The sequence below is a fragment of the Streptomyces sp. NPDC093600 genome (genome assembly GCF_044764755.1).
Classification (GTDB): Bacteria; Actinomycetota; Actinomycetes; order Streptomycetales; family Streptomycetaceae; genus Streptomyces.
Window position 1 is genome coordinate 138438 of record NZ_JBIWIU010000010.1, and the last position, 15285, is coordinate 153722.

Annotated in this window: 13 protein-coding genes; 8 read left to right on the forward strand and 5 right to left on the reverse strand. The window is 71.4% G+C overall.

The window, feature by feature from the left end; translation table 11 throughout:
- Positions 1–159: 159 nt before the first annotated feature.
- The 4 genes from ACIRB4_RS23905 (at position 160) to ACIRB4_RS23920 (ending at position 8526) form a co-directional block, all read left to right on the forward strand.
- Entirely contained in the window at positions 160–4182 is a 4023-nt protein-coding gene (locus tag ACIRB4_RS23905) for a HAMP domain-containing protein (protein WP_403294176.1), read from the forward strand.
- 115 nt (positions 4183–4297) lie between these two features.
- Positions 4298–6862 (forward strand): SpoIIE family protein phosphatase, encoded by a 2565-nt coding sequence (locus tag ACIRB4_RS23910; protein ID WP_403294177.1) that lies wholly within the window; start codon positions 4298–4300, stop codon positions 6860–6862.
- A gap of 44 nt (positions 6863–6906) precedes the next feature.
- Complete coding sequence (locus ACIRB4_RS23915; RefSeq protein WP_403294178.1) at positions 6907–7275, forward strand: STAS domain-containing protein; 369 nt, start codon at positions 6907–6909, stop codon at positions 7273–7275.
- Positions 7276–7311: 36 nt separating this feature from the next.
- Positions 7312–8526 (forward strand): PP2C family protein-serine/threonine phosphatase, encoded by a 1215-nt coding sequence (locus ACIRB4_RS23920; protein ID WP_403294179.1) that lies wholly within the window; start codon positions 7312–7314, stop codon positions 8524–8526.
- Positions 8527–8734: 208 nt separating this feature from the next.
- On the opposite strand, the gene ACIRB4_RS23925 is transcribed toward ACIRB4_RS23920, so the two are convergent.
- Positions 8735–9241: a MarR family winged helix-turn-helix transcriptional regulator gene (locus ACIRB4_RS23925; RefSeq protein ID WP_403294180.1), complete on the reverse strand. Its 507-nt coding sequence runs from the start codon at positions 9239–9241 to the stop codon at positions 8735–8737.
- A gap of 105 nt (positions 9242–9346) precedes the next feature.
- Here ACIRB4_RS23925 and ACIRB4_RS23930 point away from each other — a divergent pair, with 105 nt between their 5' ends.
- The 4 genes from ACIRB4_RS23930 (at position 9347) to ACIRB4_RS23945 (ending at position 12668) form a co-directional block, all read left to right on the forward strand.
- On the forward strand, positions 9347–10573 hold the full coding sequence (locus ACIRB4_RS23930) for a PP2C family protein-serine/threonine phosphatase (protein ID WP_403294181.1): 1227 nt from the start codon (positions 9347–9349) through the stop codon (positions 10571–10573).
- A gap of 37 nt (positions 10574–10610) precedes the next feature.
- Positions 10611–11054: an ATP-binding protein gene (locus ACIRB4_RS23935; protein WP_403294182.1), complete on the forward strand. Its 444-nt coding sequence runs from the start codon at positions 10611–10613 to the stop codon at positions 11052–11054.
- 141 nt (positions 11055–11195) lie between these two features.
- Positions 11196–12050 (forward strand): RNA polymerase sigma factor SigF, encoded by an 855-nt coding sequence (locus tag ACIRB4_RS23940; protein ID WP_403294320.1) that lies wholly within the window; start codon positions 11196–11198, stop codon positions 12048–12050.
- 186 nt (positions 12051–12236) lie between these two features.
- On the forward strand, positions 12237–12668 hold the full coding sequence (locus ACIRB4_RS23945) for an ATP-binding protein (protein ID WP_403294183.1): 432 nt from the start codon (positions 12237–12239) through the stop codon (positions 12666–12668).
- 68 nt (positions 12669–12736) lie between these two features.
- Here ACIRB4_RS23945 and ACIRB4_RS23950 read toward each other — a convergent pair whose 3' ends face one another.
- From ACIRB4_RS23950 to ACIRB4_RS23965, 4 genes are all read right to left on the reverse strand, one after another.
- Complete coding sequence (locus ACIRB4_RS23950; RefSeq protein ID WP_403294184.1) at positions 12737–12994, reverse strand: WhiB family transcriptional regulator; 258 nt, start codon at positions 12992–12994, stop codon at positions 12737–12739.
- Positions 12995–13086: 92 nt separating this feature from the next.
- Positions 13087–13542 carry an SsgA family sporulation/cell division regulator gene (locus tag ACIRB4_RS23955; protein ID WP_403294185.1) on the reverse strand — a complete coding sequence of 152 codons (456 nt, stop codon included), beginning with the start codon at positions 13540–13542 and terminating at the stop codon, positions 13087–13089.
- A gap of 136 nt (positions 13543–13678) precedes the next feature.
- Complete coding sequence (locus ACIRB4_RS23960; protein ID WP_403294186.1) at positions 13679–14356, reverse strand: DUF4230 domain-containing protein; 678 nt, start codon at positions 14354–14356, stop codon at positions 13679–13681.
- Between the two features lie 47 nt (positions 14357–14403).
- A complete protein-coding gene (locus tag ACIRB4_RS23965) occupies positions 14404–15132 on the reverse strand; it encodes a beta-glucanase (protein ID WP_403294187.1) in 729 nt (242 codons plus the stop codon).
- Positions 15133–15285 lie beyond the last annotated feature (153 nt).

Genomic DNA, 15285 nt, shown 5'->3' on the forward strand with positions numbered 1-15285 from the left:
CCGTCTCCCTCCCGTCGATCACGGGAGGTAGGCTCGCCTTTATTGCCGTACGACAACGGTCTGTGCCGGAGGCGTACGGGAGGGGCGGTGTCCCGGTCACGGGGCACGGCACTGTGCAAGCCCCTCGGCGACTGTCGATGAAGCCAACGAGGGTGGGTCATGTCCGAGACGACGATCAAGAGCTCATCAGCGGCACGGCCCGGACCGGCCGTCGTGGAGGAGCCGGAACTGCGGCAGCTCCTGGCGGGCCTCACCGCCGTACGTGACGGGGACTTCGGCACCAGGCTGCCGGACGACGCCGACGGTCTGATGGGTGAGATCTCCGCCGTGTTCAACGGCATGGTCGACCAGCTCTCCCTCTTCACCTCGGAGGTGACCCGCGTCTCACGCGAGGTCGGCACGGAGGGGACCCTCGGCGGCCAGGCGGTCGTCCCCGGCGTCTCGGGCACCTGGGCGGACCTCACCGACTCCGTGAACGCGATGGCCGGCAATCTCACCACCCAGGTCCGCGACATCGCCCAGGTCGCCACCGCCGTCGCCAAGGGCGACCTCTCGCAGAAGATCGACGTGGACGCGCGGGGCGAGATCCTGGAGCTGAAGAACACCATCAACACGATGGTCGACCAGCTGTCGTCGTTCGCCGACGAGGTCACCCGCATGGCCCGTGACGTGGGTACGGAGGGCATCCTCGGCGGCCAGGCCGACGTCAAGGGCGTCTCCGGCACCTGGCGCGACCTGACGGACTCCGTCAACTCCATGGCCGGCAACCTCACCACCCAGGTGCGGTCCATCGCGCAGGTCGCCACCGCCGTCGCCCAGGGCGACCTCTCGCAGAAGGTCAGCGTCGACGCGCGCGGCGAGATCCGGGAGCTCAAGGAGACCATCAACACGATGGTCGACCAGCTGTCCGCCTTCGCCGACGAGGTCACCCGCGTCGCCCGCGACGTGGGCACCGAGGGCAACCTCGGCGGCCAGGCGACCGTGCGGGGCGCCTCGGGCACCTGGAAGGACCTCACGGACAACGTCAACGTGATGGCGTCCAACCTCACCGGCCAGGTGCGCTCGATCGCACAGGTCGCCAACGCCGTGGCCCGCGGCGACCTGTCCCGCAGGATCACGGTCGAGGCCAAGGGCGAGGTCGCCGCGCTCGCCGACACCATCAACACGATGGTGGACACCCTGTCGGCCTTCGCCGACGAGGTGACCCGCGTCGCCCGCGAGGTGGGCACCGAGGGCCGGCTCGGCGGCCAGGCCCGGGTGCCCAACGTCGCCGGCACCTGGAAGGACCTCACGGACAACGTCAACTCGATGGCGAACAACCTGACCGGGCAGGTCCGCAACATCGCCCAGGTCACCACCGCGGTCGCCAACGGCGACCTGTCCAAGAAGATCGACGTCGACGCCCGGGGCGAGATCCTGGAGCTGAAGACGACGATCAACACGATGGTCGACCAGCTGTCCTCGTTCGCCGCCGAGGTCACCCGCGTGGCCCGTGAGGTCGGCAGCGAGGGCCGCCTCGGCGGCCAGGCCGAGGTCGAGGGCGTCTCCGGCACCTGGAAGAGACTCACGGAGAACGTCAACGAGCTCGCGGGCAACCTCACCCGGCAGGTCCGCGCCATCGCCGAGGTCGCGAGCGCGGTCGCGGAGGGCGACCTCACCCGCTCGATCACCGTCGACGCCTCCGGCGAGGTCGCCGAACTCAAGGACAACATCAACTCCATGGTCGGGTCGCTCCGGGAGACCACGCGGGCCAACCAGGAGCAGGACTGGCTCAAGTCCAGCCTCGCCCGGATCTCGGCGCTGATGCAGGGCCACCGCGATCTGGCGGTAGTCGCCGAGCTCGTCATGGACGAGCTCACCCCTCTCGTCTCCGCCCAGTACGGCGCGTTCTACCTCGCGGAGGAGGGACCCGACGGCATCGAACTCGGGATCGTCGGCTCCTACGGCCGTCCCGCGGGCAGCCCCGCCGACCGCCGTTTCCGGCTGGGTGAGTCCCTCGTCGGGCAGGCCGCCCGCAGCCGCCGCATCATCGCCGCCGACGACGTCCCCGGCGACTACGCCACCATCTCCTCCGGACTCGGCAGCTCCACCCGCGGCAGCCTGATCGTGCTGCCGATCGTGGTCGAGGACCAGGTCCTCGGCGCGATCGAACTGCTCTCCTTCACCCCGTTCACCTCCGTGCACCGCCACTTCCTGGAACAGCTCATGGAGACGGTGGGCGTCAACGTCAGCACGATCGTCGCCAACGCCCGTACCGACGAACTGCTCGGCGAGTCGCAGCGGCTGGCCGACGAGCTGCGGGCCCGCTCCGAGGAGCTGCAGGTGCAGCAGGAGGAGCTGCAGCGCTCCAATGCCGAACTGGAGGAGAAGGCGGCCCTGCTGGCCTCCCAGAACCGCGACATCGAGGCGAAGAACCTGGAGATCGAGCAGGCCCGGCAGGAACTCGAGGACCGCGCCCAGCAGCTTTCGCTGGCGTCGAAGTACAAGTCCGAGTTCCTCGCCAACATGAGCCACGAGCTGCGCACGCCGCTCAACAGCCTGCTGATCCTCGCCCAGTTGCTCGCCCAGAATCCGACCCGCAACCTCACCGCCAAGCAGGTCGAGTACGCCGGCATCATCCACTCCGCGGGCTCCGACCTGCTGCAGCTGATCAACGACATCCTCGACCTGTCCAAGGTCGAGGCGGGGAAGATGGAGCTCAACCCCGAACGGGTCGCGCTGCGGCAGCTCCTCGACTACGTCGAAGCGACGTTCCGTCCCCTCACCACGCAGAAGAACCTGGCCTTCACCGTCTCCACCGCACCCGGCGTGCCCGTGGACCTCGTCACCGACGACTCCCGCCTGCGGCAGGTGCTGCGCAACCTCATCTCCAACGCCGTGAAGTTCACCGAGCGCGGCAGCGTTGAACTGCGCATCGAGCCGGCCGCGGACGACGAACTGCCCGGCACCGTGCACCGCGGCGGCGCCGTGGTCGCCTTCCGCGTCAAGGACACCGGCATCGGCATCGCCGGCGAGCACCTCGAAGCCATCTTCGGCGCCTTCCAGCAGGCCGACGGGACGACCAACCGCAAGTACGGCGGCACCGGCCTCGGGCTGTCCATCAGCAGGGAGATCGCCTATCTGCTCGGTGGCGCCCTGACGGCCGACAGCGAGCCCGGTGAGGGCAGCACCTTCACGCTCTACCTGCCGGTCGCCCGGGCCGACTTCCAGCCCCAGGCCGCTCAGGAGGGCAGGCAGGCCGAGGACACGGCGGAGCCCGCGGAGGTGCCGTCCGGTGCCCGAGCAAGCCGGCCCGCGCTGCCCGCCGCACCGCAGGCACGCCAGCCCAGGCGGCTGCTGGTGATCGAGGAGCGCCCCCGCGGCCTCCTCTCGCTGGTCGCCGAGAACGCCGTCGCCGAACTGGCCGACAGCCGGGACTTCACCGACCGGGGAGGCATCGAGGTGATGACGGCCGTGGGACCCCAGGAGGCCGCGACCGCCCTCGCCACCCAGCCGTTCCACTGCGTCGTCCTGGAACTCGACATGGCGGACGACGAGGCCCTGAACTTCCTCGACGCCATGGACGGGGACGCCGCCCTGCGGACCGTTCCCGTACTCGCCCACAACAACCGCAGGCTCACCGCCGAGCACGAGCACAGCCTGCAGTCACGCGCCCGCCAGCGGCCCCTGGAACTGCTGTCCAGCCTCGACGAACTCCGCGAGCGGATCGCCCTGCACCTGCTCGCCGACCGGCCGGGCGACGTCGTCCCCCTGCTCCGCGGCGACCAGCGGCAGCCCGCCCCGCAGACCGTGGACGCCGCCCTGCACGGCCGTACGGTCCTCGTGGTCGACGACGACGCCCGCAACCTCTACGCTCTCAGCGGCATCCTGGAGCTGCACGGCATGAAGGTCCTGCACGCGGAGAACGGCCGCAAGGGCATCGACGCGCTCGCCGCCCATCCCGGCATCGACCTGATCCTGATGGACGTGATGATGCCCGAGATGGACGGTTACGCCGCCACTGCCGCGATCCGCCAGATGCCGGCCCACGCCGGACTGCCGATCATCGCGGTCACCGCCAAGGCGATGCCCGGGGACCGGGAGAAGAGCCTGGCCGCCGGCGCCAGCGACTACGTCACCAAGCCCGTCGACTCCGACGAGCTGATCGCCTGCATCCGCCGGTGGCTGCACGAAGGGCAGTGAGCCGCGTCCCGAGCCCGGCCCGCGGCGCCCCGCCCGGCGCCCACCGCACAGCCGTCGTCCACCCCCCGTCCGTCCCACCGGCCCCCCAGGCCGTCGCATCCGAGGAGTCCGCGCCATGAGTGCTCCCCCTGACCACGGCGGAGACCCTGTCGCACGTCCCCTCGGCGACGGCGCCCGGCCGTCGCCGTCCACACCGGCGCCCGGGACCGTCCGGCCCGCCTCGGGAGGTGGCGCGGTGCCGGCGCCCCGGAGCGCCGCGGGCCACGGCCCGCACGGCGATGCCGCCCCCTACCCGGAGGACGCCCTGTCGGACCAGCACTCGACCGTCGGCCGGCTGGCCGCGACGGTGGAACGGCTCCGCGGGGAGGTACGGGCCGCGCACGCCGCGGCCGACGGACGGGCCCTGATCGAACTGGCCAAGGGCGTGATCGTCGAGCGGCTGCGGTGCGGCCCGGCGCAGGCCGCCCTGCAGCTCGGCGAACTCGCGGCCCAGGCCGGGCTCTCCCCCTTGGAGCTGGCCGCCGACATCGTCAACCAGGCCGCCCACGACCGCGTTGCCGAGATCGCCGAGGACTTCGTCCGGCGTGCGGTCGGCGAAGCGGACGGCGGCGGACCGGACGGCGGCGAACGGGACCGCGGCGACCGGCCCGAGCCGTCGGTCGCCGTCCGGCTGCGCACCGCCGAGAGCGCCGCCCTGAACGCCGGCGACACCCAGACGGTGGCCGAGTCCCTCCTCGCCCACGCGCTCGCGCCGCTGGGAGCCACGGCCGTCGCCGTCTGGACCGCGGGATCCGACGGCTCTCTCACCCTCTGCGGCCACGCGGGCTTCGGCACCGACGAACCCGCGCGCTGGCGCTACGTACCGCCGGGGGTGGCGACCGCGGCGCGCCAGGCCCTCACCGAGCGCGGCACCGTCTGGTTCCCCTCGCTCGGGGCCACCGGCATCCCCTCCATCGGCTCCGCCCGGAACCCGGACGGCGGCCGCGTGGTGGTGCCCGCCGGCACCGGCGGGCGGATCCTCGGCGTCCTGGAGATCTGCTGGCCCCAGCCGCTGGAGCGGCAGCCGCAGGCCGTGGAGCGCCAGATCGAAGCGCTGGCCGAGCTGTGCGCCCACACGCTGGACAACCTCGCGGGCGACCCGGCGCCGGCGCCCCCGCACGAGCCGCCGGGAATCTCCGAACTGGTGGACCTCTCCGACGGCCTCTACGACCCCGCCCTCGTCCTCATCCCGTACCTGGACGCGGACGGCTATCTCCGCGACTTCCGCATCCACCACGCCAACGACCACTTCCAGGACCCGGCGGGCCGGCCCAGGAGCGCCGTCGACGGGTCGCTGCTCCTGGAGGCGTACCCCACGGCGGCCGGTCACAGCGAGCTCTTCGAGCGGATCGAGCGCGTCTACGCCACGGGCGAACCCTTCCGCGCCCGCCGCGCGCCGCTCACCGCGCTGGTCGACCAGGTGCCCCTCGCCTCCGCCGCCGACCTCAGCATCAGCCGCCACGGCGGCGGTGTGCTGCTCATCTGGCGCATCGAGGACGAGACGGCCCGGCTCGCCAGTCTGCTGCAGCACGCCCAGCGCCTCGGCCGCATCGGCGGCTTCGAGGAGAACGTCCTGACGGGCGAGATCACCTGGAACGGGCAGCTCTTCGACCTGTACGGCAGAGAGGTCGGCGAGTCGCCCGTTCCGCTGCGGGACCTGGCCGCCCACGCCCACCCGGACGACGCCGACACCATCGGCCATTTCCTCCAAGCGGTCCTGCACCACCGGCGCGCGACCTCGGCCGCCTTCCGGCTGCTGCGGCCCGACGGGGTGACCCGGCACATCCGGGTGATCGCCGAACCCGTCCTCGGCCCGGACACCCGCCTCCTCGCCGTACGGGGCGCCTATCAGGACATCTCCTCGCAGCACTGGACGGAGGTCGCCCTGGCGGCCACCCGAGACCGGCTCGCCGTCACGGAGCAGGAGTCCGCGGAGCGCAACCGCCTTGCACTCCAGCTGCAGCACGCCATCATGCCGCCCACCAGGGGCCCGCTCGACGCCCCGGGCCTGCAGATCGCGGTGCGCTACCGGCCCGCCGAGACCGAGTCCCTGGTGGGCGGCGACTGGTACGACGCCGTGGTGCTGCCGTCGAAGAAGGTCCTGCTGTGCGTCGGGGACATCGCCGGTCACGGCATCGAGGCCGCCACCGGGATGGTCGTGCTGCGCAACGCGATGCGCGGTCTCGCCGTGACCGGAGCGGGCCCCGCGCAGTTGCTCTCCTGGCTGAACATCGTGGCGCACCACCTCACCGAACAGGTCACGGCCACCGCCGTGTGCGGCGTCTTCGACCCGGAGACCCGTACGCTGCGCTGGGCCAGGGCCGGGCACCTTCCCCCGGTCCTGGTGCGCGGCGGCGGAGCCACGACGCTGCCCCTGCTGAAGGGGCTGCTCCTGGGCGCCCTCGCCGAGGCCGAGTACGAGGAGGCGGAGATCCAGCTGGAGGCGGAGGACACGGTGCTGATGTACACCGACGGTCTGGTCGAGCGCCGGGACACGGCCGTGCACGACTCCCTGGCCCAGCTCATCGCCTCGGCCCAGGCGCCGGCCGACACCCTGGAACGCCGGCTCGACACCCTGCTGACCCACAGCAAGTCCGACACCGACGACGACACGTGCCTGATCGGGGTGCGGGTCTCCTGACCCCCGCCCCGCCCCACCGTTCACTCACCCCCGAAAGCAGGACCATGACCGAGCGAGAAGCGAACCTGGACGTCGAGGTGGAGATCCGCGACACCGACACGGCCGTACTGGCCGTGGGCGGCGAACTCGACAACGACACGGCCACGCTGCTCCACCACCACCTGGCCAACCAGTTCGTGCACGGCCGCCGCCACCTCGTCCTGGACCTCTCCCGCCTGGGGTTCATGGACTCCTCCGGCCTGAACATCCTGATCCGGGCGGCGCGCGACGCCCGCGAGTCCGGGGGCGATCTCCATCTCGTGGCGCCGACCCCGGCCGTGCGGCGCATTCTGGAGATCACGGGCCTGACGATGACGACGCCCCTGCACGCCGATGTGGCGCAGGCGCTCGTGGCCGCCGGCCACGCGAGATAGTCCCGGCCGGAACAGAGCGGAAGAGAAGCGGGAGCGATGGACGAGATCGCCATTGTCGAGCAGGCGCTGCGCCGGGCCGCTCCACACATGCTGATGAGTGTGGTGGAGGAGGCTCTGCGGAAGTACTACGGCGCCGTGGACGTGGAACTCCGGCTGGCCGACTACGGCCTGCGCTCGCTCCAGCTGGTGGGGAGCAAGCCCCTCGCGGAGTGGTCGCTGCCGATCCACAGCAGCCCGCAGGGCCGTGCCTTCGGCGCCCAGGAGCCGTACGTGACGCGCACGGCCGACTCCGTCCAGGCGCACCTGCCGGTCACCATCAGGGGAGACCGGATGGGCGTCCTGACGGTCACGGTGGCCAAGGACCACGACATCCTCCCGCAGCTGGAGGAGCTGCAGCACATCTGCGAGGCCCTCGGCCACGAGATCCTGGTCGCCGAGCGCGACACCGACCTGTACGTCCTGGCGCGCCGGGCCGCCCGGCTGACGCTGGCGGCCGAGATGCAGTGGCAGTTGCTGCCGGGCCGGTCCTGCGCCCGGCCCGAGTTCTCGCTCGGGGCGCATCTGGAGCCCGCCTACGCCATCTTCGGGGACAACTACGACTGGTCCGCGTCGGCCGACCACCTGACGCTGACGGTCACCAACGGGATGGGGGAGGGCATCGAGGCCGCCCTGCTGACCAATCTCGCCATCAACGCCCTGCGCAACGCCCGCCGCGCGGGCCTGGACCTCGCGGACCAGGCGGCGCTCGCGGACCAGGCCGTGTACGCGCAGTACCGCGGCCGGTCCTATGTCTCCGTCCTCCTGCTGCGCTTCGACCTCACCAGCGGAGAGGTGGAGGCCGTGGACGCCGGTTCGCCGCGGCTGTGGCGCATGCGGGACCGCGCGGTCGAGCGGGTCTCGTTCGAGTCGCAGCTGCCCCTCGGGATGTTCGAGGACACGGTCTACGTCACCGAGCGCTTCACGGTGCTCCCGGGTGACCGGCTGCTGTTCGGGAGCGACGGGGTGTACGACGCGGCGTCCCCGGACGGCGAGAGCTACGGCGAACGCGCCCTCGCCCGGGCGCTCACCTCGACCAGGCTGCTGCCTCCCACTCAGGTGCCGGGAGCCGTCCTGCGGGAGCTCACGGCGTACCACGGGGACAGCCCGCTGGAGGACGACGCGCTCGTGGTCTGTCTCGACTGGCGGGGCCGCCAGGACGGCGCCCGGGGCGAGGACCGCGCGAGCGCACCGCCGGAGCCCGCCGACGCCTGACGTACCCGCCCCTGATCCGCCCGCCGGGGCCCCGACCTGGGCGGTCCGCCTCGCATCACATGACCACGTGTCAACAGTTGTCGTTCGACAAATGTATCCTTGGTGTAACACCTGGCTCGTGCCCGGGAGTGGACATGGCGTAGGCGACCAGAGGGTGACAAGTGGGACATGGGGCGCGTGACCGGACGACGATCACGGCGGAGGGTGGTCAGGCGGACCGGGCGTTCCCGAGCGGCGTGCCGCGGCGCGGAGACGGATTCTCCTTGTCCAACGCCTCCTGGAACCCGGTCAGTCCGCGCAGCAGCGCCTTGCGGGTCGTCGGCGTCATGGCGGTGATGACGGCCAGCAGGGACTCCTCCCGCTGGCTCCGAAGGTCCCGCAGGTACGCCTTGCCCCGGACGGTCAGGTGGAGTTCGAGCTGCCGGCGGCTGACGGGACTGGGCAGCCGCTGCACGAACCCCAGCGCCTCCAGCCGGTCGCACATGCGGCTCACCGAAGGCGGCGCGGAGCCGAGCAGCTCGCCCAGGGCGCGGAGGTTGATGCCCTCCTCGCGGTCCAGGCTGTACAGCACACGGAGCTGAGAGGCCGACACGGGCGTCGACGACACCATGTCGCGGCCGCGTTCCCACAACACCTCCAGGAGCTCGATGAGCTCCCGCGCTGCCTCCGTCGTCTCCTGCGGCTCCCGCTGAGACGGGTCGGGGTTCGTGTCCATGGCTACTGACACTCCTCAGGCGTCCGGGGCCGAGGGCGTCGGTCTCGCGACGCGCCGGTCATCTACATCTCTCCAGAAGGCGGTACAGGTTCGGTGGATCGACGCGTGACAGTGGAACGCGCTCTGCGCGCGGCGCCGGCACACCGCCTCCTGGACTCCCTCCGTATCAATCTGGCACAGCAGTTCGCCGCGTTCTCGGCCGACCTCCTGCTCGTCGACCACGCCCTCACGGAACTCCGCCCCGTCGAGCCCGTACAGGCTCCGGGCGGGTCGAAGCCCATGACCGTGGAATCGGGGCCCGCGGGTCACGCCTTCTCCACACAGCAACCATATCTTTTCGGCGGAGACGGACCCACGGCGACCGCGTTCCTTCCTGTGACGGTTCGAGGCGATCGCTGTGGGGTTCTTGTGGTCGACCTGCCCGCCGAGCGTGCCACACCGGAGACGACCGAGGACCTCGCCGCCATCGCCGAGATGCTCGGCCACGCCCTGCGCGTCGCCGAGCGCCACACCGACGTCTACCGGCGGGCCCGCAGGGCCCGCGCCCTCGACGTCACCGGTGAGATGCAGTGGGACCTGCTGCCCGGTCGGGCCTGCGTGGGGGAGGAGTTCGACCTGCACGCGTACTGGGAGCCGGCCTACTCCTCCGGCGGACACGTCCTCGACTGGTCCGTGACGGGCGAGGAGCTCACCCTGGTCGTCGCCAACGGCACCGGTCCCGGCACCCAGGCCGTCCTGGTGAGCAACCTCGCCCTCAACGCGATCCGCAACGCCCGCCGCGCCGGCCTCGACGTCGTCGGCCAGGCCAGCCTGACCGACCAGGCGCTCTACGGACAGTACGGAGGAGAGAGATGTCTCTCCGCCCTGCTGATGACCTTCGCGCGCGCCACCGGTGAGGTGCAGGTCGTCGACGCCGGCTCACCGACGGTCTGGCGGCTGCGCGGCGCCGTCACCGAGCGGCTGGAGCTGGAGCGCCAGCTTCCCCTGGGCATGTTCGAGGACACCGTCTACGCCGCCCAGCGCCTGTGCGTCCGCCCCGGCGACCGGCTCGTCTTCGTCGCCTGCGACCGTGCCGAGCCCGCCGGAGGAGGCGACGGCGCTCTGGACCGGCCGGTCGTCCGGGCGATCGAGTCGACCCGGCACCTGTCCTGCGCGGAGACCCCCCGCTCCGTCGTCCGGGCGCTGCGGGAGTCCGGACGCGGGGCGCCGGACGACATCCTCGTCCTGTGCCTGGACTGGTACGGCCCGCAACCGCACCAGGCACCTCCGCGTCCACATTTCTCGGATGTGAACGGATTGGAACGGGCGGGCATGGGAAAATGCGCCGGATGAGACGAGGAACGAGCAGCCACGTGAGGGAGGAGGGGCGATGGCCGAGGCGATCGCCAGGAGAAGCGCGGTGCGCCGACCGTCGCTGTACGCGAGCGTGGCCTACGAAGGGGCCGACGCCGACGACGGCATGATCGCGTCGGCTCGTGACTTCACCGCCGACTTCCTCGCCGCCGCGCCGGCCTCGGGACGAGGGCCGGTCAGCCGGGAGCGCATCGATCTGGCGCGTCTCGTGGTCAGCGAGCTGGTGACCAACGCGGTGCGGCACGCACCGGGCCCCTGCCGGGTCACCCTGGAGCTGTTCGACGGCGCGCTGGAGATCTCGGTCTTCGACCGCCTCGACGCCTCCCCGGTGCCCCGGGCGCACGACCCCCGCCGCATCGGCCAGCACGGCGTCGAGATCGTCCTGGCGGTCTGCGAGAGCGTGAGCGTGGAGCCGCAGCCGTCGGGCAAGCGGGTCCGCGCCCGCCTCTCCCTCGCGTGACCCGCTCCGGCGTGGTGGACTGGCGTGGCCGAAAATTTTTCCTCCGACGAGAATTTCTTGGCATGCCTCGCGGAAGTGGGGGTAGGCGAGGCCCTCACGGGGGGAAACGAGCAGCGACGGACGAGGGAGGTCATCAGAGTGCTGACTGAGGTGACGACGGAGACGCGGGCCGGTGTCGAGACGGGTGTGGGGGACCTTCCCGTGCTCGAAGCTCCCCGCAAGGTCGCCCCGAAGGACGCACGTGAGCTGTCGAAGGTGTTCTTCGACAAGCTGGCGGTACTGGAGGAGGGGACCCACGAGTACCAGTACGCGCGCAACACGCTGATCGAGATGAACATGTCCCTCGTGCGCTACGCGGCCGGCCGGTTCCGGGCCCGCGGCGACGAGATGGAGGACATCGTCCAGGTCGGCATCATCGGCCTCATCAAGGCGATCGACCGCTTCGACCTCTCCCGCGAGGTCGAGTTCACCAGCTTCGCCGTCCCCTACATCGTCGGAGAGATCAAGCGCTTCTTCCGCGACACCTCGTGGGCGGTCCATGTGCCGCGCCGGCTGCAGGAAGCCCGGGTGGAGCTCGCCAAGGCGACGGAGGAGCTGAGCTCCCGCCTCGGCCGCGCGCCGAGCGTGGCGGAGCTGGCGACTCTGATGAACCTCTCCGAGGACGAGGTGATCGAGGCGCGCATCGCCTCCAACGGCTACAACTCCACGTCCCTCGACGCCGCCGTCGGCCCCGACGGAGAGGACGGCGACGCGGCGCTCGCCGACTTCATCGGGGTGGAGGACCCGGCGCTCGAGCTCTTCGAGAACTTCCACACGCTCGCGCCCCTGCTGGAAGAGCTCGACGACCGCGACCGCCGGATCCTCCACCTGCGCTTCGTCGAGGAGCTGACGCAGTCGGAGATCGGCAAGGAGCTCGGCATCTCCCAGATGCACGTCTCCCGGCTGCTCTCCCGCAATCTGGAACGCCTGCGCAAGGGAATGCTCGCCCAGGCGTAGACGCGACCGCGTCCACGTCGAGGGGCGAGTTCCCTTCCCGCATACGGAACGGCCTCACCAACCCCCTTCTGGTGAGGCCGTTCCGTGCTGGGCGGCCGGGGAACCGGGTCCGGCGGGAGGACGACAGGGGCATCGGGGCGGCGACAGGAACCAGGGACAGGGTGTGGAAGGCGAACGGGGAACGACATGACCGAGGTGAGAGAGACCGGCCTGCGCGCGGGCGACGCCCTGCACGCCGTCGTCGAGTTCGGTGAGGCTCAGGGGGTCATCGCGAAGGCCCGGGACTTCACCGCGGCATTTCTCCAGGAGGCGGCGGCCGACAGCGGGCCGTACACGGCGCGGGACATCGACGCCGCCCGCCTCGTCGTCAGCGAACTCGTGACCAATGTCGTGAAGTACGCCCCCGGCCCCTGCCGACTCGAACTCTCCCTGTACGCCGGAACGCTGGAGATATCCGTCCTCGACACGCGCCCCGTGACCCCGGTGGCCCGCCCGCGGGACCCGGACCGGCTGGGACAGCACGGCATGGAGATCGTCCTCGCGCTCTGCGACGGCGTCGAGACCGAGGCCGTGGCGCCCTACGGCAAGCGGGTCAGGGCGCGTCTCCCCCTGGGGTGACCCGCCCTGACCCGTGCTTCGTACGTGCCGACCTTCGTCTCTTCGACCGGGCGGCGCGACCGCCGCGCTCAGTTCCGCTCCTTGGCGCGGCGCCGCAACCGGCGCTTCAGCGCCTGTCGTTCGTCCTCCCGCAGACCGCCCCACACCCCCGTCACCTGGCGGGAGTCGTCCATGGCCCAGCGCAGACACGCCTCGCGCACGGGGCATCGTCGGCAGATCTCCTTGGCCTCCTCGGCCTGGATCAGGGCGGGTCCGCCGGTCCCGACCGGGAAGAAAAGGTCGGGGTCGACATTCTGGCAGGCCGCGGATGCGCGCCAGCTCTCCATCGGTATCTCCTGTTCGTACGACTGGTCGTGTCTCTCCTACTCGGCTCACCCGTGTGCGGTACTTGAAACACCGTCACCCCGACGGCGCAGACTCATCGTCGCGCGAAGAGGTGGGGGGTCTCGGACTCCCAGTCGATCCGCGCGGCTTCGCTCCCCTCCGGGACGGCGGCGTACGTCTCACTCAGCCAGTCCCGCAGACCCGCGCGGTCGACGTCGACCAGCGCGAACGCCCCCGCCGCGCCCAGCCGCATGCGCACGCGTCCCTCCCTGCCACCGCGGCGCAGCGGCCACAGCCGCACATCGCCCTCGCCGCTCAGGACACGGGTGCCCGAGCGGAGCAGGTCCCGGGAGAACGTCCAGACGACGACCCTGCCGAGCGGAAGCCGGAAGCCGATCCGTACCGCCCACGGGTCGTCGGGGTCGTAGTCGAACGTCGCCGGCACGGAAAGGTCGACGCCTCCCTGCACCTGACGGGCCGTCGTGTGCCACGACCGCACGGGAGGCGTCAGCCGTCGTTCCGCGGTCTCGGGTCGGTTCGGTTCGGACATCGTCACCACTTCCCTCGGGGAGATCGCGCTGCCTGAGCGGCGCGTGCTTCTCCCCTCGTAACCGCCGACGGCGAATTCACGCACCGATCCGGTAAAAGGCGGGTGAAAGGTGGAACCGATGCCCGGGGTTGACGGCTCAGACGTAGGTGACCGTCACGCGCTCGAAACCGAGCGCACGCAGCATCCCCTCCAGCATGGCCGTGGTGTTCTTCTCGGCCCGCCGGGTCAGATCGCTCTCGCGCGCGGCCTCGCCGATGCGCTGGGCGGCGAGCGCGTGGACGGCCCGCTCGTCGGCGGGGTTGTCGGAGAACAGGTCGCCCAGCCGGTCCAGGAGCCCGCGCTGCTTGGAGACGGCGTAGGACTTCTCCGGGTCGAGCGACGGCTCGGCGAGCCGCGCGCGCGGCAGGCGCAGCGTGGCCGAGGTGCGCTCCTCGTCCACCGTGACGCTGTCCTCGCCCACGGCGCCGAGATCGACATAGGCGCCGACCGTGCCGCTGGCGACGTAGAGCGTACGGGTGCCGCGGATCGCGTCCGGCAGGAGACGTGCGTCCTTCTCCAGGTCGACCACGATCTGGAAGTTCCCTGCGGCACCTTCGTAACGGTGCATGTCCTGCACGGATTTCAGCAGCGCCGGGCCCGAACGGTCCTTCGTCTCCACGCCGAGGACCCCGCCGAGACCGGGGAAGAGGCCGGCCCGTCCGACGAGGACGACCAGGAGCGCCCCCACCAGGAGGGCGACGGCGACGACCGGCAGGCGGGCCGCACGCCCATGGGCCCGCGGCTCGCGCGGGGGAATCCCCTCACCTTCTCGCATCCTCACAGGATTCCCCCGGCACGCCCCTTCATCCCCGTGGTGCGCCTTCACGGCCGGTGGACGCGAAGGTCGGACACCTCGAAGGACATCTCCGACGCGCCGGGCTCGGGAGGCGGGTGGTGACGCCCGGCGCACACGGACAGGTTGACGATGAGATACGCCCGCCACCGGCGGCCCACCCCCCGCCGGTCGGCGAACACCCGCGCCCCGTTGACGTGCCACACCACCGAGCGGGCGCCGAACTCGACCCTCAGGTCCACCCACGCGCCGGGTTGGACCGAAGGGTCCCGGTAGTAGAGGTGGCCTCCCCGCACCCGGTTCGACAGCTCCAGCAGATCGGGATTGTCCGGGTGGTACTCGAAGACGTCGATCTCCTGGTCCCCGTCGCGCCAGGTCCAGATCGCCGGCCAGGCGCCCAACTCCTCCGGCAGCCGTACCCGCGCCTCCAGGACGTCACCGGCCCTGACCATGAAGCCCTCCGCGCTGCCCTCCGTCGTGAGCAGGCCCGCGTCCCAGTTGCCGTCGGTGCGCCGGGTCGCCCGGAACCGCCCCGAGCGGCTGTACGCGGGATCCTCGACGAGATGGTCGAGCTTGTTGTCCCCCGGATTGGTCGGCCCGCCGTCGGGATAGGCCCAGGACCGTCCGGCGACCCACTGCTCCGTCGAGGCGAAGTCCGCGGTGAAGACCGGCTCGCCGGTGCGGGGCGCGCCGTCGGATGTCGCCCGGCCCCGCCCGCGCCGGAGCCGCTTCAGCCGGTCGATGATCTCCCTCAGCATCGGTGACTCCTCCGCCGCCGGTACGAACTGTCCGGACGGGTTCTGCCCACCCCGCGCCACACCCATACGAGATTGCTCACCCAGTGGCGTCAACTCGTCACGCTCGGGCAGGAATCCCAGGTCTTGGTGCCTCTGTGAGTTTCCGATCCGGGT